This window comes from Sphingomonas sp. CFBP 13706, from assembly GCF_014842355.1.
In the GTDB taxonomy this organism is placed as follows: Bacteria; Pseudomonadota; Alphaproteobacteria; order Sphingomonadales; family Sphingomonadaceae; genus Sphingomonas; species Sphingomonas aerolata.
This window is the reverse complement of the sequence record NZ_JACYVM010000014.1, coordinates 46870-72259: the sequence shown is the minus strand read 5'-3', so window position 1 is coordinate 72259 and position 25390 is coordinate 46870. Positions and strand designations below refer to the sequence as shown.

The window sequence follows — 25390 nt, the reverse complement described above, 5'->3', positions numbered from 1 at the left end:
GTGTATGGGAGCCGTGGGAGTGTGATCGTCCACCGGACAGCAGGCAACGGGTTTAGCTGAATAGCTCGCTAGGCAGCAGGAGCTGGTTGGTCAAACCGTCGGCTTGTGCGTAGCGCAGCATGGTTTCCAGAACGCTGCGGTTCGCCTCCATTCCGTAGGTCCACGGATCCCCATTGAGCGCGTCGCGGCTAGCGGCTGCGTGGTCGTTAAGCCAGGGAAGGGTGAGCTTGGGGAAGTCGCGGGAAACCAAGTCAGCGGCTGCTAGGTTCCGAGCCTCCTCGAAGGCTGCGAACAGGGCTTCGCCGAGTCCCGGCTCCTCCTCGACGAGGGCGCGCCGGACGACAAGGATGTGCATGATCGGGAAGAGGCCAGTGCGTCGCCAATAGGCGGTCTCCGCCGCGCGTGGGTCAGCCCATAACCTTGCAACTGGGGCTGTCTGCCTAAGGAAGCTGCGTGGCGCGCCGGGGCTGATGACGGCATCGATCGCGCCGTCGCCCAATAGCGTGTCGAGTGTCGCAGGGGATCGTTCGAGGCGGATGCCGGCCGGCAGCGACATGGCGGCGCGATCGTCCAGCACCGGCGCATGCAGTCCGGCGGCTATCCAACGGATCGATTCGCGCGATACGCCATGCTCGTCGGCGAGCAGGCCACGCAGCCAGAGGCCCGCGGTCTGTTGCCAGTCGACCAGCCCGATGGTTCGTCCCGCGAGATCCTCGGGCCGGTCGATGCCTCGGTCGGTGCGGATGTACAGGTTGGCATGCCGGAAGCTGCGCGACAAGAAGACGGGAACGCCGACATAGTCGCGGCGGCCCGCCGCGACCGCCGCGATGTGCGAGGCCAGCGATAGTTCGGCGACGTCGTACGCTGCATCGCGGAGCACGGTGCGGAACAGGCGCTGTGGCTCGACGACGTGAAGATTCGTCTCATGTCCCGCGATCCGTACGCGCCCGTCGAGCAGCGCCTCGATCCGGTCGGAGAAGGTGCAGCCGATGGAGAGTGCCGTCATGTCCCGCGTCAGCCGATCGTCACGTCGACGCCATCAACGGTGCCCAAGCGGGCAGCGTCCGAATTATGGTCGCTATCCAGTGCGAAGCTGAATGCGGCCGTCTCCGTACCGGCGGTGGGCCACAGACCCGCCCCGTTACCGCCGCTGCTGGTCGCCAGCCAACGCGCGTTGCCGCTCAGGATGCGCGTGGCATAGGTACTGCCGGCGGGGATATTGGCGGCGTCGCCCGCTGTCAGTCGATGTTCCTCGCCATCGATCGTTACTTCGACTTGGCCATCAAGCAGATAGAGGAAGACGTGCGTCGTGCCGTGACGCAGCGTCGGCATTTCGGCGTCGCGACCACCTTCGATCACGCGCATGTCAACGAGACCGTCGGTTTGCGCCTGAGTTAACACCGCGGTCGAGAGGTGACCGAGCAGGACGTGGCGCGTGCCGAAGCCGGCCTCGAGGAAATAGGCCGACTGATCCGCAACCAGAGCCTGGTCCCCTGCGCCAATCGGAGTCGCGTCAACATAGACGGGATCGTCCACCCGCATGATGCGGTGCTTGCCCATCGCCGGACCCATGCGGGAGAAATCGAAGGGGTGCCCGTCGGCGGGCAGTCCGGTCATGCCCCAGACCTCACCCGCATCGACGAAGAACTGTTCCCAACCACCGGGCGCGACGATGCCGAAGAACTGGGTGCGCGGGGCGACACTGCGATAGCTGTGCGTCACGCGCGGTGGGACATAGGCGAAGTCGCCGGGTGCGAGCACACGCGACTGGTCGTCCGCCCAGACCTGCAACCGGCCGCGGGTGACGAACCAGGTGTCGTGTTCGCGTTCGTGCCAGTGCATCGGGATTGGCCCGCGATCGAGCGGACATTCGACCACCACCGCACCGAAGCCCCCCGCGGTCTGATCAATACCGGCGAGAGTGCGGATGACCTGGCCCGCAACGAGGTGCGACAGGCCTTCGCCGGCACGAAGCACATAGGCGCCGCTGGTGGGCAGGCTGCCCCGATTAGCGATGTTGGTCATGTTGTCCTCTCCCTGCAGTCTCAAGCGAACGGAATGGCGAGCTGCGCCGCCTTGCATTCCAATGTCTTGGGGGGAGCGATCCCCCATTGGTCGGTGCGGCCCGGCGGCCAAGTCCAGTCCTGCGGGCGACCTACGCGATAGTGTTCATCGACCTGCAGAACGTCTGCGGTATATTCAACGACGAAGCCGAACGGGTCCACGAAATAGGCGAAGACGTTGTTGCCTGGTCCGTGCCGACCGGGTCCCCAGCCGATCGCAAAGCGGTGATCGACCATCCGACCGGAGGCGCGCATCACGCCCTCCCAGCTCGGCATCTGAAAGGCGACATGGTTCAGGGTGTTGACCGGCGCGTCGGCGATCACGATGGAATGATGGTCGCTGTTGGTTCGCACGAACGCCATCATCTTCGATCGATCAGTGAGCGTGAAGCCCAGCGCGTTCGTGTAGAAGGCGGCGTCGCGGTCGACGTCGTCGCTGTTGAAGTTGACATGGGCGATGCGTTCGGGCCGGTCGGCATCGGCGGGGAGGGGGGCGACACGCGTGTCGTGCTGGACCAGTCGGATGGTGCGGCCCTGCGCATCTCGGACCGCGACGATCGTCCCCCCGCCGGGCTCATCCGTCGTCGTCCGCGGCGTCGTCAACTCGGCGCCGTGCGCGACCATCACGGCTGCGAGTGCCTCGGGATCGGCTTTCGGCGCAACCCGGAACGTCATCGACCGGATCGCGGGTGTCGAAGCCGCATGCAGTGCGAGCAGATAGGGATCGCTGCCGGTGCCCCGCAGCCATACCGTGCCCTCGCTCCGAACTGCGAGGCTGAGGCCCCAGATGTCGGTATAGAAGGCGGTCGCCGCTTCCAGGTCGGGGACGTCGAAGTCGACGCTACGCAGACCGGTGATCGGAAAGTCCTGGCCCATCGCGTCTCATCCCTCCCGCCGCCGGTTCGCGACAGGACGAACTATGGGGGTGCCACGTCATACTTGGCAAATACGCAATCTTACGCGAAGCATAGGCGCAACCTATGGCAATGAGGATGGCTCCATGATCGATCCGCGACTGCTGCGCACCTTTCTTGCGGTGTGCCTCGAAAACTCGATCAGCGGAGCCGCGCGGCGGCTCAACATCTCGCAGCCGTCGGTTTCAGTGGCAATCGCGCAACTGGAGCGCAGCCTGAAGGGACGACTGTTCGCGCGCGGGCGTCAGGGGATCACGCTGACCGCGGCGGGCGAGGCGCTCAGGCGGCGTGCAGAGATGATGGAGGTACTGCTCGCGGAGGCGGAACACGCGGTAGCGCTCGCCGGGGCGGGTATCAGGGGCCCACTGCGGATCGGCGGGACGCCCGGCGCGCTCGTAAGCCTCGTCCCCGCCGCGATCGCGCGGATGGAGCGTGCCGACCATATGGCGCTCACCGTGATCGAGCGCGCGGACGCGCAACTCACGGACCTGTTACGGCGTGGCGAGATCGAGGTGGCGGTGGTCACGACGGGTATCGAGACGCCACCCTCGGATGTCGATGAACGTTCGATCGCGCGCGATCCGTTCTCCCTGATCGTCGGACAGCTGCATGACGGCCTGGGTCCAAGCGTGTCGCTGCCCGAGGTCGCTAGGCTGGGCTGGGTATTGCCGCAGGCGGCGGGTGCGTTCCACCGTCAGATCGAGGCGCTGTTCCTCGCTGCGGAAACCGCAGTTCCCGCCGACGTAATACGCTGCGATTCCCTGCTGACGTCAAAGGCGATCGTGCAGCAGGGCCGTCGCGTCACCGTGCTGCCCCGCGGCGTCGTCGAGCCGGAGGTGCAGACCGGGCTTCTTCGGGCGATCCCGATCGACGGTGTCCCGATCACCCGCAGCATCGGCGTGCGCACGTTACGGGGGCGGCAGCTGTCGGCACTTGGCCAAGATTTCTTCGCGGCGATCACAGCCGAGTGATATAGCGAATTCCTATGGTCATGCTAAAAACCACTATTTTACATTATCCCTAGGTAGGATCACACGTCGCTTCACCGCCACCAAGAGCGGCTGGAGGGATGAATCGATGTCATATGTTTGCCGTCATTTTTCGTGTTTGCAGGACGGCGGCGACCGATGAGCGATCCCGCTCCCGTCTTCGACATCGCGATCATCGGCTGCGGACCTGTGGGCGCGCTCGCGGCGAACCTGGCGGGTAAGGCCGGACTGTCGGTGTTGGTCATCGATCGCGAACCGAACCCGCACCCCTTGCCCCGCGCGGTGCACCTCGATCACGAGATGATGCGCCTGTTCCAGGCCGCCGGCCTCGCCGGCGCAATCGCGCCGGGCATGCGTGAGACGCAGGGGCATCTGCATGTCGGTGCCGATCACGGCGTCATCAGATACATGGGTACCGCCGGGCGTCCCAAACCGTTCGGCTGGGCCAACGACTACTTCTTCTACCAGCCCGAATTGGAAGCGCATCTGCGCGAGGGGCTGGAACGGTTCGGGTGTGTCACGCAGATGATGGGCGTCGAGCTCGCCGCGTTCTATCAGGACGCCACGGGCGTGACATTGCATCTGGCCGGCGTCGACGGGGCTATCGAACAGCGCGCGCGGTGGGTGATCGCCTGCGATGGGGCGCGCAGCGTGGTGAGGAAGGCCCTGGGTATCGCGCTGGAAGACCTGCACTTCGAAGAGCCGTGGCTGGTCGTCGATGCGGAAGTGGACGGTCCCGTCCGGTTCCCGGACCTTTGGGGCGTGCCCGACACCGCGGACATTCAGCAATTGTCGGTGATGATGTGCGATCCGACACGTCCGGCGACGATCGTGCCGGGGAGGGGCACGATGCGACGCTGGGAGTTCATGCTGCTGCCCGGCGAGGACGATGCCGCGATGATGCGTGCGGATCGCGTGGCGAGATTGATCGATCCGTATTTGGGCGACGTGCCGCATCGGCTGGTGCGCGCCACGACCTATCGTTTCCATGGCCTGATCGCCGAACGCTGGCGCGAGGACCGGGTGTTCCTGGCCGGTGACGCCGCCCATCAGACGCCGCCCTTCTTCGGGCAGGGCATGTGCCACGGGATGCGCGATGTCGCCAATCTGGTCTGGAAGCTTGACATGGTCGTTCGCGGCACAAGCGATCCAGCGCTGCTCGATAGCTATCAGGCCGAGCGCGATCCGCACGTCCGCAGCGTGGTCACCGCCGCGGTCGACGCTGGCCGCTACATCTGCGAACTCGATATCGGTCGCGCCGCGGCGCGCGACGCCGCGATGCGCGAGCGTGCGCGTAGCGGCCAGGCCGGTACCGCGGCCGACCTGATCCCCGCCTATTGCAGCGGCGTCGTCGCGGCCGGCACGCCGGGCGCGGGCGAACGCTTCGTTCAACCACGGATGGACGACGGACGCCTGCTTGACGACGCGACCCCGGCGGGCTGGCGGCTGTTCGTCGCGGACGACGTCGCGGCGGCGACGGGTGCCGATATGCTGAGCATGACCACCATAGCTATCGCGGACGTCCCCGACGACGGTACGTTGTCGCGCTGGCTCGCCGACCGCGGGGTCACTGCCGTGCTGGTTCGCCCCGATCATTACGTCTTCGGCACTGCCGATGGCGATGCCGCCCCCCTGATCCAAGCGGCCCAAGACCGCCTTCACATCGTCCCAAATAACACACACGCCATTCATGAAGGAGCCGTTTGACCATGGCCTATGTCAGCTTCCGTCGCGCCGACGGTACCACGAGCTATGGCCGGGTGGCGGGTGAGCGTATCCTCGACTGCGGCGCCGCACCCGGTGCGCCTGCCGATCTGAAGGCGGCGATCGCTGCGGGGGCGCTCGAAGCGCTCGATCACCACGGCGAGGTAGCGTTCGGCGACGTCACCTTGTTGCCGTTGATCCCGAACCCTGCCAAGATCCTGTGCGTCGGGCACAATTACGAGAGTCATCGGCAGGAGACCGGGCGGGCCAAGGTCGATCATCCGTCGATCTTCACCCGCTTCGCCGACACCTTGGTGGCGCACGGCCAACCAATCGTCCTACCCGGCGTTTCAACCGATCTCGATTTCGAGGGAGAGCTGGCGATCGTGATCGGCCGCGGCGGGCGTCACATCGGCGAAGCGGACGCGCTCAATCACATCGCCGGCTACGCTTGCTTCAATGACGCCAGCCTGCGCGACTGGCAGTGGCACACTACGCAGTTCACGCCGGGCAAGAATTTTCCATGCACGGGCGCTTTCGGCCCAATGCTGGTGACGCCTGACGAGGCGGGCGACCTTGCCGACGTCCACGTGGTGACGACGCTGAACGGCGACGTCGTCCAAGACCAGCCGATAAGGGACATGATATTCCCGATCGCCAAGATCATCGCCTACGTATCGGCTTTCACGCCTCTCTCTCCGGGCGACGTCATCGCGACCGGCACGCCCGGCGGCGTCGGGGCCAAGCGCCAGCCGCCGCTGTGGATGAAGGCGGGTGATACCGTTCAGGTTTCGATCGGCCATATCGGCAAACTCACCAACACGATCGTCGCGAAATAATCGCTCGAACAACGAGCAGTATCCACGGGAGAGGACACCATGAAGAAGGCAATCATCGCCGGTCTGACCAGCGTCAGCATCTTTGCGCTCGGCGCAGCCGCATCGGCACAGGACATGCCCGCGACTGCACCCGGCGCAACCTCCGCTCAGGAGGGCAGCACTGCGACGGCGGCGGAGTCCGACGCCCCAGCCGGTGACATCATCGTGACGGCGCAGCGCCGCAAGGAGCGGGTCACCACCGTCCCGATCTCGATCACCGTCGCCAGTCAGGCGCAGCTCGAGCGTCAGCAGGTGAATACGATCACCGACCTCAGCCGGATCGCGCCAAGTCTCGAGATCAATTCCGCGCCTAATCAGAATACCGGTGGTGGCGGGTCGATCCGCGGAGTCGGAACGCAGACATTCTCTGCGGGTGCGACCCCGTCGGTCGGCATCGTCGTCGATCAGGTGAGCCAAGGCAACGCCAACATCACGGACCTGTTCGACGTTGCGCGGATCGAGGTGCTCAAGGGGCCGCAGGGAACGCTGTTCGGGCTGACGACCTCGGCGGGCGTGATCAACATCGCTACGAACGCGCCGGACCCGACAGCATTCAGTGCGCGCGTGCGGACCGAGTTATCAGACGCTGGCACCGCCGGCTCGGAGTTCGGCAATCAGATCGTACAGGGGCTGGTGAACATCCCGATCGACGCCAATTCGGCTTTGCGCGTTTCGGGTCTGGCAAACCTTCGGCAGGGGCCGAACAGAAACCTGGCAGAGGGCGGATACAATGACTCCAACCGTTATGGCGTGCGGGCGCGGTATCTGTGGTCACCGACCGACGCCCTCAGCGTCAACGTGATTGGCGATTATACGCGCGGCACCGTTTCGTATGGGGGTGACTTCTTCACGTTCGTCCGTGCGCCGGCGGCCGATGCGCAAATTTTAGCGCGGTGCGGGATTACACCTGGCATCGGCAACAAGGATGTCTGTACCACTCTCAACCCAAGACAGAAGACGCAGAACTTCGGCGGATCGCTGCAGGTCGATTATCAGGCAGAACCATTCACCGTGACGTCCATCTCGGCATTCCGGCGCACGACGCTCCGGGCGGGAGTTGGTACGATCAACCGGGTCGATGGGCTGGCAACACAGCTCTACACCGGTCCGACCAAGGGCGAGACCAGCCTGATAACCCAAGAATTGCGGATCTCGTCGCCCGCCAACGACGTCTTCGAGTATACGGGGGGGCTGTTTTTCTCGAACCAGCGCACCGTGCAGCAGCCGGAGCGGTTCCGCATCACAGTCGCGCTGCCGTTCGGAACTATTCCCGTAGCTGATTCACCGGGTGCCCTGAACAACATCACTGATGAGTCGATGGCCGTTTTTGGCCAGACTACCATCCATGCTACCAAGCAACTGAGCCTATTGGTCGGCGGACGTTACACCGCCGCCAAGCTGTCGCTGGACAATACGCCGGTCGGTGCAGCGCTAAACCCGTCCCGTCTTAACAGCGAGAAGTTCTCGTATAAGCTGGGAGCGCAATATCAGCTCAGCCGCGCAACCATGGCGTATGCATTTGCAGCGCGGGGCTTCAAGGGTGGACAGATCGCACTGCCTAACGGATTGCCTCCGATCGTGCTGCAGCCGGAAATTCCGACGAGCTATGAAGCGGGTATTAAGTCGACGCTCCTTCGTGGCTGGGTACTCGATCTCAGTGCATTCTATTCCAAGATCGAAAACTTCCAGACGCAGAATTGCCTCGTCGCCCCCGGATCTGCGCAGCTCGTCTGTCTGCAGTCCAATATCGACGGTGTGAAGTCGCGCGGTGCCGAGCTCAACCTGTTCGGACAGGTCACGCGTAACCTGTCCATCAACACCGGCTTCATATACGCCAAAACGACGTACCCTGACGGCTTCAGTGGCTCGGACAGCAGCGACCTCACGGGTAAGCAATTGGCGTTCTCGCCACGTTACAAGTTCACTTTCTCCGGTGAGTACGAACAGCCGCTGACCAACAGGTTCTCGGCGTTCATCGCAGGGGATGCGATCTGGAAATCGAAGATCAGATACGAGCAGACATCCAATCCAGAGACCCAGTTCAAGCAGCACTGGCTGATCGGCGGCCGGCTGGGCGTGCGCACGGACGACGAGCGGTACTCGCTGGGTGTCTTCGCGCGCAATCTGTTCAATCAGCACGAGCCATCGTTGTTCCTGGCGTCCGGCGCATCGGTGCTGGGTCTTTATGGACCCCAATCCTATCGTCAGGTCGGCTTGCAACTCGACGCCAAGTTCTAGTGCGCCGATAGCGGGCGGGGACGATCGGTGCATCCCCGTCCGACAATCGTTCCGCACCGGACGTGTAACAGGTCAAGAGGAGAGGCGAGATCGTGACGGGCCAGACGCCGGAACAGCGACGGGCGATAGCGGCAATGGGACGCGTCCTCGGCCCCGATACGCTGGCCGCGGTCCATCGGCTCTATCGCGCCGACCAGGACGAGAGCGCCGGCGCGCCGCGCTGTGCCGGCGCCGATCTGGCCTACGGCGAGCACGACCGTCAGAGGCTGGACGTCTACATGTCCGAGGCAATCCAGCGCGACGTTTCCGCTGATGCGCGACCGGTTTTGCTCTGGGTCCATGGCGGTGGCTTCGTACGCGGCGAAAAGGCATCGCCAGATCATCCCTTCAACGCCCACGTCGGCCATTGGGCCGCGCGGATCGGCCTGATCGGCGTCGTGATGAACTATCGTCTGTTGCCAGAGGCGGCGTGGCCCTCTGGCGGCGACGACGTCGCTGCCGCAGTCGACTGGATCGTCCGCCATATTGCGGATTGGGGTGGCGATCCTACCCGCATCGTCGTTGGCGGCACCTCAGCCGGAGCGACGCACGTCGCGACATATCTGCAGAACGGCACGCTGCTAGCTTCATTGCGCGGTGCGATCCTTCTGTCGGGCCTATACGGCGGCGTTCCGGTTGAACCACGCGATACGGCGTATCTGGGTGTGGATGTTCGGATCGCGCCATCCGGTATCGCCGCCTGCGGCTTGCCGATGTTCCTCGCCTGCGCCGAGTTCGATCCGGTCCGCTTCCAGGACGACACGATGGCGCTGGCCTCCGCGGTGCGGGCGCAGCGCGGCGACTGGCCGCCGATGGCGGTGGTCGGCGGCCACAATCACTTCAGTTTGGCCTGTCATTTGGGGGGGGCGGACAACAGCCTGGCCGACCTGCTTCGCCCCTTCCTGCACGAAACCTGCCTTGACCCCACCGGAGATATTCCATGATGATCGACCGTCGCAATCTGCTGTATTCGGGCGCGATCGCTTCCGCCGCCCTTGCCGCCCCTGCATTCGCCGCCGGCGAGCGGCGTTTTCCCAAGGGTTTCCTGTGGGGCGCCGCGACGGCAGGGCATCAGGTGGAAGGCAACAACACCGCGTCAGACCTGTGGCTGCTGGAGCATGTGAAGCCTACCGTCTTCGCCGAGCCATCGGGCGATGCTGTCAACAGTTTCGCACTGTGGCCGCAGGATATGGACATCGTCAAACGGCTCGGGCTGAACAGCTACCGCTTCTCCATCGAATGGGCGCGCATCGAGCCCGAACCCGGTCAATTCTCGATCGCAATGCTCGACCATTACAAGGCGATGATCGAGGGATGTCGCGCACGTGGTCTGACGCCGATCGTAACCTTCAGCCATTTCACAACCCCGCGCTGGTTCTCGGCGATGGGCGGTTGGACCAATCCGCAATCGCCGACCCTGTTCGCGCGCTACTGCAAGCGTGCAGCACAGCACCTTGCCGCCGGGATCGGCTATGCCGTGACCCTCAACGAGCCGCAGCTTCTCCACATCCTGAAATGGGGCGGGTTGCCGCCACAGGTCTGGGACATCCAGAAGGCGACTCTGGCCGCCGCATCCAAGGCGATGGGCGTACCTAAGTTCGCCTCGGGCAACGTCGCCGACATCGCCGATATCGCGGTGATGGACCGTAACCTTCTCGCTGCGCACCGGGCCGGTCGGGCGGCGATCAAGGAGGTCCGGCCCGACCTTCCGGTCGGTGTCAGCTTGGCGGTCGAGGACGACCAGGCGGTCGGTTCGTCGGTCAAGCGAGATGCGAAGCGTGCGGATGCCTATGCCCCGTGGCTGTCCGCAGCGAAGGGCGACGATTTCGTAGGCGTCCAGAATTATACGCGCGTCCGCTTCGATGCCAATGGTGCGCTACCTATCCCGTCGACGTCGTTGCAGAGCGATCTGCATCAGGAGATTTATCCCGCGTCACTGGGCAACGCCGTTCGCTACGTTCACGCCGAGGCTGGCGTACCTGTGATGGTGACCGAACATGGTGTCGGAACGGCCGACGACCGGGTGCGGGCGAATCTGATCCCGGCCGCACTGGCGGGCTTGCAGGCGGCGATCGCCGACGGCGTACCCGTGATCGGTTACATGCACTGGTCGTTGCTCGACAATTACGAATGGATCTTCGGCTACAAGCCGAAGTTTGGCTTGGTCGAGGTTGACCGAACGACCTTCCGTCGCACGCCGAAGCCAAGTGCGAGCGTACTCGGCGGCATCGCCCGCGCCAACAGTCTGTGAGGCCAAGTCCCATGCGTAATCGCAGCCTGCTGTGCGCCCTGTCCCTCGGCATAACTTCGCTGTCGCCGGCAAGTGCTCAACAAACCAATGGGCCTCCCCCAGGTCTGAGCGCGAAACGGATCACAGCGCCACCCCGCCCTGCCGCGCGACTGCTCTACCCGGCGGATGCCAACGTGGCCGAGACCGAAGTTTGGACCGATCTCGGCGATCAGCGCGTCGTGCGCAACGTCGTCCGGCCGACTCTCGAGGCAGTGCTGCCGGACCCGGCAAAGGCGACAGGCGCCGCGGTTATCGTCGCTCCTGGCGGCGGTTTTGCGATGCTGGCCATGGACAATGAGGGCTGGCCGGTGGCGCGCTGGCTTGCCGATCACGGCATTGCCGCCTTCGTGCTGAAGTATCGCCTAAACCAGACGCCGCCGAAAGAAGCGGATTTCCTGGTGGAGGTCGGCAAAATCTTCGCGGCGGCCGCCAAGGGTGAAACGCGTCCGGCGATCCGCGAGGATCGGGCCACCACCGACATGTTGGCGGCGCTGCAGACGGTCCGTCACAATGCCGCGGGGTGGAAGATCGACCCGAACCGCGTAGGTGCGATCGGCTTTTCCGCTGGTGCCATGACGACGATGCAGACGGTTATGACCGCGCCTGAAAAGGCGGGTCCGGCGTTCTTCGGCTACATCTATGGGCCGATGCTGCCGGTAACGGTTCCGGCGAAAGCCCCGCCGATGTTCGCAGCATTGGCGATCGACGATGGCTTGTTCGGCAAGCAGGGCTTCGGGATAGTCGATGCTTGGCGCAAGGCAGGGCGACCGGTCGAACTGCATGCCTATGAACGCGGTGACCACGGGTTCGGGATGGGACGTGCGGGGACGACGACCATGCTGATGATGGATGAATTCCGGCTGTGGCTCGACAGCCGCGGCCTGCTCGCCCCGCCGCGATGATCGACCAGCAGAAAGAATGTTCCATGCGCCGTTCGACGTTCGCCGCGGCGTTCGCCGCCATCTTGATGGCGACTACCGCCGGCTTCGCGCAGAATGTTGTGCCGGACCCGTTGCGCGACGGCTTCCGCAATCCACCCCCGTCTGCGCGGCCACGCACGTGGTGGCACTGGCTCAACGGGAATATCTCCGAGGACGGGATCGATAAGGATCTCACCTGGATGAGGGATATCGGGCTGGGGGGGGTGCAGGCGTTCGACGCCAACCTGATGACGCCTCAGGTGGTAGCCAAGCGCATCGCCTACATGAGCCCGGAATGGAAACGGGCGTTCCGGAGGGCGGCGACCACGGCGGAGCGCCTGAACCTCGAGCTTGCGATCGCCGCCTCGCCAGGGTGGAGCGAGACCGGCGGACCTTGGGTCCCGCCCGCGGACGGCATGAAGAAGCTGGTGTGGAGCGAGATGGACGTCGTCGGCGGACGGCCGCTGTCCGCCCCGCTAGCGATGCCGCCGAGCGTCACTGGACCGTTCCAGTCGTTGCCCTTCAGCGATCAGCTTGCCGGCTTCGACACCAGCGTGGCGACCAAGCCGCGCGCCCGATACTACGCCGATGTCGCGGTGCTTGCCTATCCCGTGCTCGCGCGGGACGGGATCGCGCCGGTGGTGATGAGCGGCGCGACCGGCGATGCCGCCGCGCTGGCCGATGACGATGCGACGAGCGCGGTGCAGGTCGCGCGTGGCACTGCCGTCTCGCCAAGCATGCTGACGCTCGCCTACGCCGAGCCGACGACGATCCGGTCGGCGACCCTGCTGATCCCCGGCGCGCTGCCGGTGTTCGGCGACGCGGCTTATCTACCGGTGCTTGAAGCGCAGACAGGGGCGGGGTGGAAGCCGATTGCTACCCTTCCGCTGGCAAATGTGCCGACCACGGTTGCCTTCGCTCCGGTGAACGCGCGGACGTTTCGGCTGGTGCTCCGTCCCAACACCGGGCCCAAGCGGACGGGTGTCGCGCCGCCGGCACCCGGTGTGGAGATGGGAGCCATGTTCGGCGGCGGGGCGCCCGTTGCTACGCTTCCCATCGCGGAGTTGCGCCTGTCGAGTGAGGCGAAGGTCGACCGCTACGAGGCGAAGGCGGGCTTCGCCACGGTGCCGGACTATCACGCGCTGAGCCGCGACGTGCCCGACATAACGGGTGTCGAACCAGGCCAGGTCGTCGATCTCACCCGGCGGATGCGCTCGGACGGCACGCTCGACTGGACGCCGCCGCCCGGTCGGTGGCGGATCGTCCGTTTGGGCACCTCTCTGCTCGGCACGACGAACCACCCGGCGAGCCCCGAAGCGACCGGGCTGGAGGTCGACAAGTACGACGGTGCGGCCGTGCGCCGATACCTCGATACGTATCTCGACACCTACCGCGACGCGGTGGGTGCCGATCTGATCGGCGCGAAGGGCATCCGCGCGCTCGTCACCGACAGCTTCGAGGCCGGCGATGCTAACTGGACGCTAGGAATGGTCGCCGCCTTTCGCCGGTTGCGCGGATACGACCCTACGCCTTGGCTGCCGACGTTGACTGGTGCGGTGATCGGGTCGCGCGCGCGCAGCGATGCGTTCCTCTACGATTATCGCGCGACACTCGCCGATCTGATCTCCAACGAACATTATGGCACAGTGGCAGCGGTCGCCCATGCGCGCGGCCTGAAGGTCTACGGGGAGGCGTTGGAAGACGGACGGCCGGCGCTCGGCAATGACATCGCCATGCGGTCGCACACGGACGTGCCGATGGCCGCGATGTGGACGTTTTCGAGTGGCGGTGAACCCCGATCCACGCTTGTCGGCGATATCCGCGGTGCGGCGTCGGTCGCGCATCTGTACGGCCAGAATCTCGTCGCGGCGGAATCGATGACGTCAGCCTTTTCGCCATGGGCATTCGCACCGGCGGATCTGCGCCATGTCATCGATATGGAGTTCGCACTCGGCGTCAATCGGCCGGTGATCCACACGTCGGTGCATCAGCCGGTCGATGATAAGCAGCCGGGCCTGTCGCTCGCGATCTTCGGGCAGTACTTCAATCGGCACGAGACGTGGGCGGGCATGGCCAAGCCGTGGGTCGATTACATGGCGCGGTCCAGCTTCCTACTCCAGCAGGGGCGCGCTCAGGCCGATGTCGCCTATTTCTTCGGCGAGGAAGCGCCGCTAACCGCTTTATACGCACAGGCGGCGCTTCGCGATGTTCCGAAGCGCTATGGCTATGACTTCGTCGACGCCGCGGCGCTGAAATCGGTTCTGAGCATGACGGACGGTCAACTCGCGGCGTCCGGTGGCGCACGCTATCGCGTGCTGTACCTCGGCGGCAGTTCGGCACGGATGACGCTGCCGACGTTGCAAAGGATCGCGACGTTGGTTGAGGACGGGCTCACGGTCATCGGCGAGGCGCCGACAGGGACTCCGGCATTGCAGGACGATGCGGCGGCGTTCTCCGGACTGGTCCGCCGCTTGTGGACCGGCACCGTCGAAACGCGCGTCGGCAAGGGCAGGGTGATCGCTGGCCGGGACCTCGAGCGGCGGCTGGCGCTGATCGGCGTGGTAGCCGACCTGGATTACGATGGGATCGGCGATGGCCCGCTGGTCTTCACCCATCGGACGCTCAAAGAGGACGAGGTTTATTTCATCGCCAACCGTCGGACCACGGCACAGGCACGGGAGGTGCGCTTCCGCGTCACTGGGCGAGTCCCCGAGTTATGGCATGCCGACACCGGCATCACGTCCGCCGTGTCGTACCGCACCGAAGGCGGACAGACGATCGTGCCGCTGGAATTGGCGTCCGAAGAGTCGGTCTTCGTCGTGTTCCGGAATCGCGCGACCACACCGCAGCAGCTCGTGAACGCCCCCGCCGCGCGGCGGCTTGCCCGGATCGAGGGACCGTGGATGGTACGTTTTCAGCCGGGGCGCGGCGCGCCGAAGAAGGCGACGTCTATGACGCTCACGCCGCTTGATCGGCATGCGACGCCCGGCATCCGCTACTTCTCAGGCGTCGCCAGTTACTCGACGGACGTCCAGCTGCCTCCGTCCACCCCAGCGGAGCGACGGTTCCTGGATCTCGGCACCGTCGGCGACGTCGCCGAGGTTCGGATAAACGGCATCGTCGTCGGTACGGTATGGCATGCGCCCTACCGCCTCGATGTAAGCGGCGCCCTCAAGGCAGGTCGCAATCGGGTGGAGGTGCGTGTCGCCAACCTTTGGGTCAATCGGCTGGTCGGCGACGCGCAGCCAGGTGAGGCCAAGATCGCTTGGACCGCGACGCCCGCCTATCGGAGCGATGCGCCTCTTCGGCCCTCTGGTCTGATCGGGCCGGTCTCGATCACCGCAGAAACGGCGCGATGACGCCGAGACAGCGTCGTTACGTTTCGCAAGAGTCCGTGGTTGGGGCGGTGATCAGTGCGGTACTGAGCATCGTCTTCGTATTGTTGGTATTCGGCAGAATCGATCGTGTCCCGCTTCTCGGGAGCCATGGGCTGATCGTAGATGCTGTACCTCAGGGATTCGCCATCGCGCTGATGGCAACTCTAGTGCCGAAAATGCTGACCAAGCGACGTCTTATACTCGGGAAGGTCGAACCGATCACAGGACGGATGAAGCCGCGACTACATATGCCAACGCTGCGATTGCTCATAGTCGCGACTATGGGAGCAGGGCTGACCGTTGCCGCGACCTCACTCCCATTGTTGTCAGGAATAAAGTTCGTCAATCTTACGATTGTCGTAGTCGCCAAGGCACTATGGGGCATGACACTTGGGGCTGCCTTCGCTGCAGCGTCGACGCGCGAGACGCTACTTAATTTTGACGATTGAGAACATTCAATAGAACGATAGTATATGATGTACAGGCGCTTATTACATTTGATCGTCAGAATTGGGTGCAAAAATGAAACTCGATGAAAGAAAGTCAAATATGCGAGCTACTTTCGCGACAGCCTGCTTTGGTTTGCTTGTGATTGCCGGAGAGAGTGGCGCGCAAAGCGTTGAGAGATCCACAGTCGAGATCAAAATTTGGGAAGGCGGCGCGCCGGGAACTAATAAGTGGACCGGTCCCGAGGTCGACAACGTCATCGATATCCCTAAAATTGGGAAAATCACGTTGAAGACCAATGTGACGAACCCAACGATCACTGTCTTTCGCCCTGTCGGCCGGGCAAACGGCACGGCAATCATAGTATGTCCCGGAGGAGGCTTCCAGGTCCTGGCATGGGATCTGGAAGGGGTCAATGTGGCCAAGCGACTGGCGCAGCAGGGGTATACCGCGTTTCTCGTGAAGTATCGGGTTCGGAACACGGGTAAGTTTACCTTACCTAAGACCACAAGGGCTACTCAGGCGGACTTTAATAAATTTAAGACTAATCTTCGAGTTGAAGAAGATATCGCCGTTGCAGATGTGAGGCGTGCAGTGTCGTTGATCAGGTCAAGGTCCGCAGAATTTGGGATTAACGCGAAGCGTGTCGGGGTAATAGGTTTTTCGGCGGGAGCTATTGCGGCTGTAGATACTGCGTTGAGTGATAACAAGTCTGCACGGCCGGACTTTGTTGCTTCAATAGATGGTGGGATAGGGAAGGCTACGGTACCGGTAGACGCTCCACCGATCTTCATTGCGGCGGCTCAAGATGATGATAGCGTCCCCATAACGGAGAGCGTCAAAATGTTCGATCGCTGGACCTCAGTAGGCCGGGATGCTGAGGCACACTTCTATGAGCAGGGCGGGCATGGTTTCGGATTGTCAAAGAGAAACCTTCCGGTCGATTCATGGGCAAATGCTCTTTTTGCTTGGCTTAAATCACACTCGCTCGATCGACGTTAAGCGGTACGCTCGGTTTGGCGGTACCGGGTGGGAGATTTCCCGCTATGACGCGTAAAGAAACGCGTGAAATATGCGGGATCGGTGAAGCCAAGGGCGTAGCCAATCTCTGCCACCGACAGATGCGAATAGAGCAATGCGCGTCGGGCCTCGAGTATCGCGCGTTGGTCGAGCATAGCCGCCGGGGAACGCCCCGCAATCCGGGCGCATGCCATCCGCAGACTGGTCTCGCTCGTGCCGAGATCGCAAGCGTGTGTCGAGATGCTTTCCCGTAGGCGGAACCGGTCTTCAATACGAGCGCGGAAGCGGGCGACCAAACTGGCATATTGCCCGCGATCGAGCGCGGAACCGGTATCGCTCGCAGGCAGGACGCGCAGGGAAACCACTAGCATGGCGAGAAGCGCCGCCTCCACAGCCGCGTAGTGACCTTTGGTGGACCAGGCGACCTCCTGTCGCAGCGTCGCCATGCCGTCGGACAGGCGTGCCATCGCCGCAGTGTCCGGAGTGACCGCAAGCGGACGGTCAAAGACCGGTTCGACGTCTGGGTGCCGGGCAGCAAGATTTTCGAAATACGTCCGAGCCAGCGTGAGGACCGAGCCCGATGACTCCGTCGTCCAATTAAAGCCATGAATAACGCCTGCGGGGACCAGCAGCAGCGCCGGTGCCTCGAAGTGCATCGCAACGTCCTCAGCCTGCATGGCCCCACCGCCCGACGTGATCAGGAATATCTGGACCAGATCAGCGTGAGCATGTGGTTGGATCGTCCATTCGCTGGGTCTCGACCGATCGTCCAGGTGTTCGACGTGAATAAACCCGTCGGCAACTGCACGGTGTGGTTCCCCGTATAGGTAGAAGCTTGGGACGGCTAGGATAGACATGAAGGCTTCATATCGTCTTTGCTGAATAATCCAAGATTTCGGTTGTCCGTGGCATGGTTGGATGCGTTGGACACGCGCACCACTCGGACAATGGCGGATCGAACCGCTGGCGAGAGGATGGACAAAGGATGCGCACACAGGTTGCGATCATCGGCGCAGGGCCAGCGGGCATGTTTCTCGCGCATTTACTCCGCCGTGACGGCATCGATGCCGTCGTCATCGAACGGCGCGACCGGGCCTATGTCGAAGGTCGGGTCAGGGCCGGCGTGCTGGAGCAGGTTACCGTCGACCTGATGCATCGGCTCGGTTTGGCCGAGCGCTTAGTCCGTGAAGGGTTGGTGCATGGCGGCACGAACTTGTCACTGGATGGTCGCCTGTTCCGCATCGACATGGCTGCGCTGACCGGCGGATCGACCGTGACGGTTTATGGACAGCAGGAAGTGATGCGTGACCTGTTCGATGCTGCCGAGGCGAACGACCTGTCTATCGTGTGGAACGCCGTGGACGTGACGATAGAAGATCTCGACAGTGACCGGCCATCAGTCTCCTGGAAGGAGGACGGCGTCCATCAGAATTTGGCGTGCGACTTCGTCGTCGGTTGCGACGGCTATCATGGGGTCAGCCGCGCAGCGATCCCCGCGGGCGTTCTGAACACGTTCGAACGCGTCTATCCCTTCGGCTGGCTCGGCATTCTGGCAGACGTGCCACCGGCGGATCATGAACTCGTCTACGCGAATCACGAGCGTGGTTTTGCACTGGCGTCGATGCGATCGGCTACGCGAAGCCGCTATTACATCCAGTGCGGTGTCGACGAGAATGTTGCGGACTGGTCCGACGATCGGTTCTGGGACGAGCTGTGCCTACGCCTAGGGCCGGAAACTGCGGCCAAGGTAACGCGCGGACCGTCGTTCGAGAAAGCAATCGCGCCGCTTCGCTCCTTCGTATCGGAACCGATGCGCTGGGGCCGGCTGTTCCTAGCAGGTGATGCCGCCCATATCGTCCCGCCGACCGGGGCGAAGGGCATGAACCTGGCCGTATCAGACGTAACGATGCTGGGCGAAGCGTTTGCGGAGCATTATGGCGAACGCTCCGATGCGGGGATCGATGGGTATTCCGGGCGGGCACTGGCGCGGGTCTGGAAAGCCGAGCGCTTCTCCTGGTGGTTTACCTCCGTCACGCACCGCTTTCCGACGATGGATGGGTTCGACCGGCGTATCCAGATGGCAGAGCTCGACTATATTCGTGGGTCTGACGCGGCGCAGCGGACACTCGCGGAGAACTATGTCGGTCTTCCCATGACAGCAGCGTGAAGGGTCAGGCAGCATGAAGAACAAGGTATACGAGAGTCCCGCAGCTGCACTCGACGGGCTGCTCTTCGACGGCATGACGATCATGTCGGGCGGGTTCGGTCTGTCGGGAAATCCCGAAAGCCTGATCCCGGAGGTCCGCGCGTCTGGCGTCAAGAACCTGACCGTCATTTCGAACAATGCTGGGGCTGATGGCTTTGGTCTGTGGATGCTCCTGGAGACGCGCCAAATTGCCAAGATGGTCTCGAGCTATGTCGGCGAGAACAAGCTGTTCGAACAGCAATATCTGAGCGGCGAACTCGAACTGGAACTGACGCCGCAGGGGACGCTGGCGGAGCGGATCCGCGCCGGCGGTGCGGGCATCCCGGCCTTCTATACGAAGACCGGGGTCGGCACTGTCGTAGCGGAAGGCAAGCCGGTCGAGACGTTCGATGACGAGGAGTATGTCCGCGAGACGTGGCTGCGCGCCGATGTGTCGATCATCAAGGCGTGGCGCGCCGATCCTGCGGGGAACCTGATGTTCCGCAAGACCGCGCGCAACTTCAACCCGAACATGGCGACCGCGGGCAAGGTGACAGTGGTCGAGGTCGAGGAGATCGTACCCGCCGGCAGCTTCGATCCCGACTGCATTCATACGCCTGGCATCTTCGTCGATCGCATCGTGCTGTCGACGATCAACGAAAAGCGGATTGAGAAGCTGACGGTTCGCGAAACGGAGACCGTGTGATGGGTTGGACTCGCGAACAAATGGCGGCGCGTGCGGCGCAGGAACTCCAGGATGGTTTTTACGTCAACCTTGGCATCGGTATCCCGACGCTGGTGGCGAACTACGTTCCCGACGGTCTCGACGTGACGTTGCAGTCGGAGAACGGTATGCTCGGTATCGGGCCGTTCCCAACGCGGGATTCCGTCGATCCGGATCTCATCAACGCCGGCAAACAGACGATCACCGCGTTGCCGACGTCCAGCTTCTTTTCCAGCGCGGACAGCTTTGCGATGATCCGTGGCGGCCATATCGACATGGCTGTCCTCGGTGCAATGGAAGTTGCCGTCAATGGCGACATCGCCAACTGGACGATCCCCGGCAAAATGGTGAAGGGGATGGGCGGCGCGATGGACCTGGTCGCCGGGGTGCGGAAAGTCGTGGTCGTGATGGATCACGCCAACAAGGCGGGCGAGCCGAAGATCCTGGAGGCGTGTACGCTGCCGCTCACCGGCAAAGGCGTGGTCGACCTGATCATTACCGACCTCTGCGTGCTCGTCTGCGACAAGAAGGCGGGCGGTCTGAAGCTGGTCGAACTGGCGCCGGGCGTGACGCTGGACGAGGTACGAACGAAGACCGGTGCGGCGTTCGACGCGGGTGCCTTCGAGCAGGGGAGTGCGGCATGACCGAGGTGATCGCCTATTCGCCTGAAGAACCCGGGCTGTCGCCCTCGCTGCACCCGGACTATTGCTCGACGGTCGATCGCAGTCCGCGTCAGCCGCTCATCGCGATCCCACCGACGCTGACAGAGACGACCGGTCCAAGCGCGTGGGAGCGCCTGATGGTGGGACCCTCTGGCATCGACCTCACCGCGCAACATGCGGGCGTTCCGCAGGGTCAGCGCATCATCGTCTCCGGCCGCGTGCTGGACGATCGCGCACGCCCCGTGGCCAACACCGTCATTGAGATCTGGCAGGCTAATGCTGCAGGGCGCTATATCCATTCGGCTGACACCTGGAACGCACCGCTCGACCCGAACTTCACCGGAGCTGGGCGTGTCGTCACCGATCACGAGGGGCGGTACAGCTACGTTACGATACGACCTGGCGCGTATCCGTGGGGCAACCACAAGAACGCGTGGCGGCCGGGCCATATTCATCTTTCGCTGCTCGGGCCCGCGTTTGCGACACGGCTCGTGACGCAGATGTACTTTCCCGACGATCCGCTGATCGAGATCGACCCGATCGCCAACGCCATACCGATGCCCGCCCGCCAGCGGATGGTGGGTCGCTTCGATATCAAGAGCACGAAGCCTGCCTACGCGCTCGGCTATCTGTTCGACATCGTTCTGAAGGGGCGCGACGAGACGCCGTTCGAGGATCACCACCATGACGATTGAGATCGCAGTCGAGGATCGCCAGACGGTCCCGCGCTTGGACAATCAGGATCCGGCGATTTTCGGCCAGACGCCGTGGCAGACGGTCGGGCCCTTCTTCCACTACGGCCTGCCGTGGAAAGGCGGCGCCGATCTTGTCGGTAAATCGGACATGGGCGCCCGCACCGACCTGTTCGGCGAGGAGCATTACCTCCTCAACCTGTCGTCGCCGACCGGCACGCCCGAGGGCGACGTGATCGAGATCGCGGGGCAGGTGCTCGACGCGAAGGGCGTGCCGATACTCGATGCGATGATCGAGATCTGGCAGGCCAACGCCGCCGGGCGCTATGCGAGCGTCGATGATCCGCGCGACGCGGTGCCGATCGACCCCCATTTCATCGGCTTCGGCCGCGCGTCGGTCGACCCGGACGGGATCTACCGGTTCCGCACCATTCAGCCGGGGCGCGTACCTGGTCCCGGCAACACGCTGCAAGCCCCCCATCTGGCAGTGTCGGTGTTCGGGCGGGGTATCATCAAACGGCTCGCGACGCGGCTGTATTTCGCCGATGCCGAAGGCAATGACGATGATCCGGTGCTCACAGCGGTTCCGGCAGCTCGTCGAAATACGCTGATAGCCCACCAGCGAGATGACGGTAGTTGGTGGTTCGACATCCGGTTGCAGGGCGAAGCCGAGACGGTCTTCTTCGCGGTATGATGTCGAATGACTGATCTTCTCCGCACCCGCCCGGCGACAACGCCCGCAATGTTGGCCGTCTTTGACGACGACGCTACCGTCGCTCACGCGCTCGCATTCGAAGGTGCTTTGGCAAGAGCGCAGGCGACGGAAGGAGTGATCTCGGAGGAGCTCGCGCTCGCGATTGTGGACGCCTGCATAACGACGGCGATCAATACTGCTGAACTGGCAGAGGAGTCAGCGCTGGCCGGTACGCTGGCAATCCCACTCGTCGCCCGTTTGCGTGCCGCCCTGAGTGGTGATGCCAGGAAGGCGGTACACAAGGGAGCGACCAGCCAGGACATCGCCGACACCGTGTTGATGATGCAGACGCGGGCAGCGACCGAACTGGTACTCACGGACCTTGACCGCATCGCCGATGCCCTTGGTCGTTTGGCTCTGCGTCATGCGGACACACCTGCGGTCGGCCGTACGTTGTTGCAGGATGCGTTGCCCGTCGCGTTCGGTCTTCGGATCGCGCACTGGATGATCGGTATCGCCGATGCCGCGCAGCGACTGCGGCGCGATGTCGAGGACCATGCCCGGATCCAGCTGGGCGGTGCCGCAGGTACGCGGGCCGGGCTCGACGGCGCGGGGCCGGCGATCGCATCGCATATGGCAAATGAGCTGGGCCTTGCCGTGAGCGAACCATGGCACGCGCGCCGGATCGGCATTGCCGCCATTGGCACCAGTCTTGCCATAGCGATTGGCGCCATCGGCAAGATGGCGCGCGACGTAGCGCTTTTGTCGCAGAACGCCGTTGGAGAGGCGCGTGAGCCGGTGGTCACGGGCCGCGGTGGATCATCGGCCATGGCGCACAAGCGCAACCCGACCAGTTGCCAGATCGCGCTGTCGGCAGCGCTGCGTGCGCCGGGTTTGGCTGCGACCTTGCTTGTCGGACTGCCGCAGGAGGAAGAGCGCGGGCTTGGCGGCTGGCAGGCGGAGGGGCCGGTGCTTGCCGACCTGTTCCTGCTTGCGGCGGGCGCGGCAGAGGCAATGGCTAGCGTCGCAGAAGGGTTGGAGATCGACGACGACGCGATCGCGCGCAACCTGCGTGATGCCAATATTGGGACCGATATCGGCGAAAGCGCGACAATCGTCGCGGCGCTCGTCTCCAACCTTCAAGGATAACTTCATGCCATTCGCGATCCGTGAGGACGTGCGCGTCTACTGGAAGCTCGACGGCGCTCCCGATCTGCCGGTGCTCGTCCTACTCAATTCGATCGGCACGGACATGGCGTTGTGGGAGACCAGCGTCCCGCATTTGCTGCCGGCATTGCGGCTTTTGCGGATCGATACGCGTGGACACGGCGCGTCGGACGCACCTGATGGTGACTATAGCTTGGCAATGCTAGCCGACGATGTCGCCGCTGTTATGGACGCCGCAGGCGTACAGAGTGCAGCCGTTGCCGGTGTGTCGCTCGGCGGGATGATCGCAATGGAGCTGGCGCTGACTCATCCGACGCGGGTTACCGCGCTGGCACTCGTCTGCACGTCGGCGACGATGGACGCGGACACGTGGCGGAACCGGATCGAGGTCGTACGCACAAGGGGTACGGCAGCCATCGCCGATATGGCGATGGGTCGCCTCCTGTCGCCGCGGTTCGTGGCGACGCATGGCGGCGCGGCCGAAAGCGTGCGTCGGGGCCTGATCGCGATGGCCGATGCCGGCTATGCGGGGTGCGGTGCAGCGATCCGCGATATGGCGGTGATTGATCGCTTGCCTGAGATCGGTATGCCCATGCTGGTCGTTGCGGGCGATCGCGACACCTCGACCCCGTTTGCGGGGCATGGCGAACGCATCGTGGCGGCGGTGCCTGACGCACATGTCGTGCATCTCGACGCCGCACATCTCGCGCCGATCGAGACGCCTGCCGCGCTTGCAGCAACGCTTCGCGCTTTTCTAAAACCGGCCGATACCCAGGATGCCGCAAGCACCTTGTTCGAGGCGGGGCTGGTCAACCGGCGCCGCGTGCTTGGCGATGCATGGGTCGACGCGTCGCTCGCCAAGCGGACTGACTTCACCGCCGATTTCCAGGCGATGATCACGCGGATCGCGTGGAATGAAATCTGGGGCCGGCCAGGTCTCGATGACCGCAGCCGTCGGTTCATCGTGCTTGCCATCACCGTGGCCCTGGGACGCTGGGAGGAGTTCGCGCTCCACGTTCGCACCGGGTTGATGCGTGATGGCTTCACCCGCGAGGAACTCAAGGAAGTGCTGATGCAATCGGCGATCTATGCAGGTGTACCCGCGGCAAATACGGCCTTCGCCGAAGCGGGCAAGATCATCGCCGAGCTCGACTCCAGCGGTAATAGAGGCTGAACTTATGATCGATGCTTTTCTCTGTGACGGGATCCGTACCCCCATCGGCCGACTGAACGGGTCGCTTGCGAGCATTCGCGCCGACGATCTGGCCGCCATTCCAATCAAGGCCCTGACGGATCGCAATCCGGGGGTCGATTGGGGTGCGGTGGACGACACGATCCTCGGTTGTGCGAACCAAGCCGGCGAGGACAATCGCAATGTCGCGCGCATGGCTGTGCTGCTTGCCGGATTGCCCGAAACGGTGTCGGGATCGACGATCAACCGTCTGTGCGGCTCGGGTCTCGACGCGATCGGGTCGGCAGCTCGAGCGATCCGCAGCGGTGATGCCGAGTTCATGATCGCGGGTGGTGTCGAGAGCATGACGCGCGCGCCTTATGTAATGGGCAAGGCACAAAGTCTCTTTGACCGGGCGCAGAAGCTGGAAGACACGACCTTGGGCTGGCGGTTCGTCAACCCGGCCATGCGGCATGCCTACGGCGTGGATTCAATGCCGGAAACGGGCGAGAACGTTGCCGACCAGTGGCATGTCAGCCGAGAGGATCAGGATCGCTTCGGTCTTGCCAGTCAGGAGAAGGCTGCAGCCGCGCAGGCGAGCGGACGGTTCGCCGTCGAGATCGTGCCTGTCACGATTCCGCAGAAAAAGAGCGAACCAATCGTCTTCTCCGCAGACGAACATTTGCGCGCAACCAGCCTGGACGCGCTCGCTAGGCTGAAGCCGGTCGTGCGGGCTGACGGTACCGTAACGGCTGGCAATGCGTCCGGCCTTAACGACGGTGCGGCCGCGACGCTCATCGCGTCGGAAGCCGCAGTGGCGCGACACGGGCTGACCCCCCGCGCGCGGATCGTTGCGATGGCAGCGGCTGGGGTCGCACCCCGGATCATGGGCGTGGGACCTATCGAGGCCGCGCGTAAGCTGATGACATTAGGTGGGATCACGCTGAACCAACTTGACGTGATCGAGTTGAACGAGGCGTTCGCCAGCCAGGCAATCGCGACGCTACGTGATCTCGACATCGATCCGTTCGATGACCCGCGCGTCAATCGCAATGGTGGTGCAATTGCGCTCGGTCACCCTCTCGGCATGTCCGGCGCGCGGATCACGATTAGCGCGGTCGAGGAACTTCATCGTACGGGTGGTCGCCACGCGATGGTCTTCATGTGCATCGGCGTAGGGCAGGGGATCGGCTTGTTGATCGAACGAGTGTGATAT

22 protein-coding genes are annotated in these 25390 nt (G+C 63.6%); 18 read left to right on the top strand and 4 right to left on the bottom strand.

What is annotated here, in order from left to right; genetic code table 11:
- Positions 1 to 52 precede the first annotated feature (52 nt).
- From IFS44_RS18295 to IFS44_RS18285, 3 genes are read right to left on the bottom strand one after another with little or no spacing between them, the layout of a single operon-like run.
- A complete protein-coding gene (locus IFS44_RS18295) occupies positions 53 to 1006 on the bottom strand; it encodes an ABC transporter substrate-binding protein (RefSeq protein WP_192099542.1) in 954 nt (317 codons plus the stop codon).
- An 8-nt stretch (positions 1007 to 1014) separates the two neighbouring features.
- On the bottom strand, positions 1015 to 2025 hold the full coding sequence (locus tag IFS44_RS18290; protein WP_192099541.1) for a cupin domain-containing protein: 1011 nt from the start codon (positions 2023 to 2025) through the stop codon (positions 1015 to 1017).
- Positions 2026 to 2045: 20 nt separating this feature from the next.
- Positions 2046 to 2939 carry a VOC family protein gene (locus IFS44_RS18285; RefSeq protein WP_192099540.1) on the bottom strand — a complete coding sequence of 298 codons (894 nt, stop codon included), beginning with the start codon at positions 2937 to 2939 and terminating at the stop codon, positions 2046 to 2048.
- 124 nt (positions 2940 to 3063) lie between these two features.
- On the opposite strand from IFS44_RS18285, the gene IFS44_RS18280 reads away from it, so the two are divergent.
- The 10 genes from IFS44_RS18280 (at position 3064) to IFS44_RS18235 (ending at position 16861) form a co-directional block, all read left to right on the top strand.
- The gene (locus tag IFS44_RS18280; protein ID WP_192099539.1) at positions 3064 to 3948 is read left to right on the top strand and encodes a LysR family transcriptional regulator; all 885 of its coding nucleotides are present in this window, start codon (positions 3064 to 3066) and stop codon (positions 3946 to 3948) included.
- A gap of 156 nt (positions 3949 to 4104) precedes the next feature.
- On the top strand, positions 4105 to 5673 hold the full coding sequence (locus IFS44_RS18275) for a bifunctional 3-(3-hydroxy-phenyl)propionate/3-hydroxycinnamic acid hydroxylase (RefSeq protein WP_192099538.1): 1569 nt from the start codon (positions 4105 to 4107) through the stop codon (positions 5671 to 5673).
- Positions 5674 to 5675: 2 nt separating this feature from the next.
- Positions 5676 to 6509, top strand: coding sequence for a fumarylacetoacetate hydrolase family protein (locus IFS44_RS18270; protein WP_192099537.1), 834 nt, complete (start codon positions 5676 to 5678; stop codon positions 6507 to 6509).
- Positions 6510 to 6548: 39 nt separating this feature from the next.
- Positions 6549 to 8786 carry a TonB-dependent receptor gene (locus IFS44_RS18265; RefSeq protein WP_192099536.1) on the top strand — a complete coding sequence of 746 codons (2238 nt, stop codon included), beginning with the start codon at positions 6549 to 6551 and terminating at the stop codon, positions 8784 to 8786.
- A gap of 92 nt (positions 8787 to 8878) precedes the next feature.
- Entirely contained in the window at positions 8879 to 9769 is an 891-nt protein-coding gene (locus IFS44_RS18260; protein WP_342366487.1) for an alpha/beta hydrolase, read from the top strand.
- The gene (locus IFS44_RS18255; RefSeq protein WP_192099555.1) at positions 9769 to 11076 is read left to right on the top strand and encodes a glycoside hydrolase family 1 protein; all 1308 of its coding nucleotides are present in this window, start codon (positions 9769 to 9771) and stop codon (positions 11074 to 11076) included. Before IFS44_RS18260 ends, IFS44_RS18255 begins: the two co-directional genes overlap by 1 nt.
- Before the next feature lie 173 nt (positions 11077 to 11249).
- Positions 11250 to 12017 carry an alpha/beta hydrolase gene (locus IFS44_RS18250; RefSeq protein WP_342366486.1) on the top strand — a complete coding sequence of 256 codons (768 nt, stop codon included), beginning with the start codon at positions 11250 to 11252 and terminating at the stop codon, positions 12015 to 12017.
- 23 nt (positions 12018 to 12040) lie between these two features.
- Positions 12041 to 15394 (top strand): glycosyl hydrolase, encoded by a 3354-nt coding sequence (locus IFS44_RS18245; protein WP_192099534.1) that lies wholly within the window; start codon positions 12041 to 12043, stop codon positions 15392 to 15394.
- Positions 15391 to 15861 (top strand): hypothetical protein, encoded by a 471-nt coding sequence (locus tag IFS44_RS18240; protein ID WP_192099533.1) that lies wholly within the window; start codon positions 15391 to 15393, stop codon positions 15859 to 15861. The genes IFS44_RS18245 and IFS44_RS18240 overlap by 4 nt, the downstream gene beginning before the upstream one ends.
- A 73-nt stretch (positions 15862 to 15934) precedes the next feature.
- A complete protein-coding gene (locus tag IFS44_RS18235) occupies positions 15935 to 16861 on the top strand; it encodes an alpha/beta hydrolase (RefSeq protein WP_192099532.1) in 927 nt (308 codons plus the stop codon).
- On the opposite strand, the gene IFS44_RS18230 is transcribed toward IFS44_RS18235, so the two are convergent.
- The gene (locus tag IFS44_RS18230) at positions 16858 to 17736 is read right to left on the bottom strand and encodes a helix-turn-helix domain-containing protein (protein ID WP_192099531.1); all 879 of its coding nucleotides are present in this window, start codon (positions 17734 to 17736) and stop codon (positions 16858 to 16860) included. The two genes, IFS44_RS18235 and IFS44_RS18230, sit on opposite strands and share 4 nt — an antisense overlap.
- 128 nt (positions 17737 to 17864) lie before the next feature.
- On the opposite strand from IFS44_RS18230, the gene pobA reads away from it, so the two are divergent.
- From pobA to pcaF, 8 genes are read left to right on the top strand one after another with little or no spacing between them, the layout of a single operon-like run.
- Positions 17865 to 19046 carry a 4-hydroxybenzoate 3-monooxygenase gene (gene pobA / locus IFS44_RS18225; RefSeq protein ID WP_192099530.1) on the top strand — a complete coding sequence of 394 codons (1182 nt, stop codon included), beginning with the start codon at positions 17865 to 17867 and terminating at the stop codon, positions 19044 to 19046.
- A gap of 13 nt (positions 19047 to 19059) precedes the next feature.
- On the top strand, positions 19060 to 19770 hold the full coding sequence (locus IFS44_RS18220; protein ID WP_192099529.1) for a CoA transferase subunit A: 711 nt from the start codon (positions 19060 to 19062) through the stop codon (positions 19768 to 19770).
- Positions 19770 to 20432: a 3-oxoacid CoA-transferase subunit B gene (locus tag IFS44_RS18215; protein ID WP_192099528.1), complete on the top strand. Its 663-nt coding sequence runs from the start codon at positions 19770 to 19772 to the stop codon at positions 20430 to 20432. The genes IFS44_RS18220 and IFS44_RS18215 overlap by 1 nt, the downstream gene beginning before the upstream one ends.
- A complete protein-coding gene (gene pcaH, locus IFS44_RS18210; protein ID WP_192099527.1) occupies positions 20429 to 21145 on the top strand; it encodes a protocatechuate 3,4-dioxygenase subunit beta in 717 nt (238 codons plus the stop codon). Before IFS44_RS18215 ends, pcaH begins: the two co-directional genes overlap by 4 nt.
- Positions 21135 to 21836: a protocatechuate 3,4-dioxygenase subunit alpha gene (pcaG, locus tag IFS44_RS18205; protein WP_192099526.1), complete on the top strand. Its 702-nt coding sequence runs from the start codon at positions 21135 to 21137 to the stop codon at positions 21834 to 21836. Before pcaH ends, pcaG begins: the two co-directional genes overlap by 11 nt.
- A gap of 6 nt (positions 21837 to 21842) precedes the next feature.
- Entirely contained in the window at positions 21843 to 22985 is a 1143-nt protein-coding gene (locus tag IFS44_RS18200) for a lyase family protein (RefSeq protein WP_192099525.1), read from the top strand.
- Between the two features lie 4 nt (positions 22986 to 22989).
- A complete protein-coding gene (gene pcaDC, locus IFS44_RS18195; RefSeq protein WP_192099524.1) occupies positions 22990 to 24177 on the top strand; it encodes a bifunctional 3-oxoadipate enol-lactonase/4-carboxymuconolactone decarboxylase PcaDC in 1188 nt (395 codons plus the stop codon).
- Between the two features lie 4 nt (positions 24178 to 24181).
- Positions 24182 to 25387, top strand: coding sequence for a 3-oxoadipyl-CoA thiolase (gene pcaF / locus IFS44_RS18190; RefSeq protein ID WP_192099554.1), 1206 nt, complete (start codon positions 24182 to 24184; stop codon positions 25385 to 25387).
- The last annotated feature ends 3 nt before the right edge of the window (positions 25388 to 25390 follow it).

Coding starts and splice junctions, on each gene's coding strand:
- IFS44_RS18295 (WP_192099542.1), bottom strand. CDS start 1,006: ATGACGGCACTCTCCATCGGCTGCACCTTCTCCGACCGGATCGAGGCG.
- IFS44_RS18290 (WP_192099541.1), bottom strand. CDS start 2,025: ATGACCAACATCGCTAATCGGGGCAGCCTGCCCACCAGCGGCGCCTAT.
- IFS44_RS18285 (WP_192099540.1), bottom strand. CDS start 2,939: ATGGGCCAGGACTTTCCGATCACCGGTCTGCGTAGCGTCGACTTCGAC.
- IFS44_RS18280 (WP_192099539.1), top strand. CDS start 3,064: ATGATCGATCCGCGACTGCTGCGCACCTTTCTTGCGGTGTGCCTCGAA.
- IFS44_RS18275 (WP_192099538.1), top strand. CDS start 4,105: ATGAGCGATCCCGCTCCCGTCTTCGACATCGCGATCATCGGCTGCGGA.
- IFS44_RS18270 (WP_192099537.1), top strand. CDS start 5,676: ATGGCCTATGTCAGCTTCCGTCGCGCCGACGGTACCACGAGCTATGGC.
- IFS44_RS18265 (WP_192099536.1), top strand. CDS start 6,549: ATGAAGAAGGCAATCATCGCCGGTCTGACCAGCGTCAGCATCTTTGCG.
- IFS44_RS18255 (WP_192099555.1), top strand. CDS start 9,769: ATGATCGACCGTCGCAATCTGCTGTATTCGGGCGCGATCGCTTCCGCC.
- IFS44_RS18245 (WP_192099534.1), top strand. CDS start 12,041: ATGCGCCGTTCGACGTTCGCCGCGGCGTTCGCCGCCATCTTGATGGCG.
- IFS44_RS18240 (WP_192099533.1), top strand. CDS start 15,391: ATGACGCCGAGACAGCGTCGTTACGTTTCGCAAGAGTCCGTGGTTGGG.
- IFS44_RS18235 (WP_192099532.1), top strand. CDS start 15,935: ATGAAACTCGATGAAAGAAAGTCAAATATGCGAGCTACTTTCGCGACA.
- IFS44_RS18230 (WP_192099531.1), bottom strand. CDS start 17,736: ATGTCTATCCTAGCCGTCCCAAGCTTCTACCTATACGGGGAACCACAC.
- pobA (WP_192099530.1), top strand. CDS start 17,865: ATGCGCACACAGGTTGCGATCATCGGCGCAGGGCCAGCGGGCATGTTT.
- IFS44_RS18220 (WP_192099529.1), top strand. CDS start 19,060: ATGAAGAACAAGGTATACGAGAGTCCCGCAGCTGCACTCGACGGGCTG.
- IFS44_RS18215 (WP_192099528.1), top strand. CDS start 19,770: ATGGGTTGGACTCGCGAACAAATGGCGGCGCGTGCGGCGCAGGAACTC.
- pcaH (WP_192099527.1), top strand. CDS start 20,429: ATGACCGAGGTGATCGCCTATTCGCCTGAAGAACCCGGGCTGTCGCCC.
- pcaG (WP_192099526.1), top strand. CDS start 21,135: ATGACGATTGAGATCGCAGTCGAGGATCGCCAGACGGTCCCGCGCTTG.
- IFS44_RS18200 (WP_192099525.1), top strand. CDS start 21,843: ATGACTGATCTTCTCCGCACCCGCCCGGCGACAACGCCCGCAATGTTG.
- pcaDC (WP_192099524.1), top strand. CDS start 22,990: ATGCCATTCGCGATCCGTGAGGACGTGCGCGTCTACTGGAAGCTCGAC.
- pcaF (WP_192099554.1), top strand. CDS start 24,182: ATGATCGATGCTTTTCTCTGTGACGGGATCCGTACCCCCATCGGCCGA.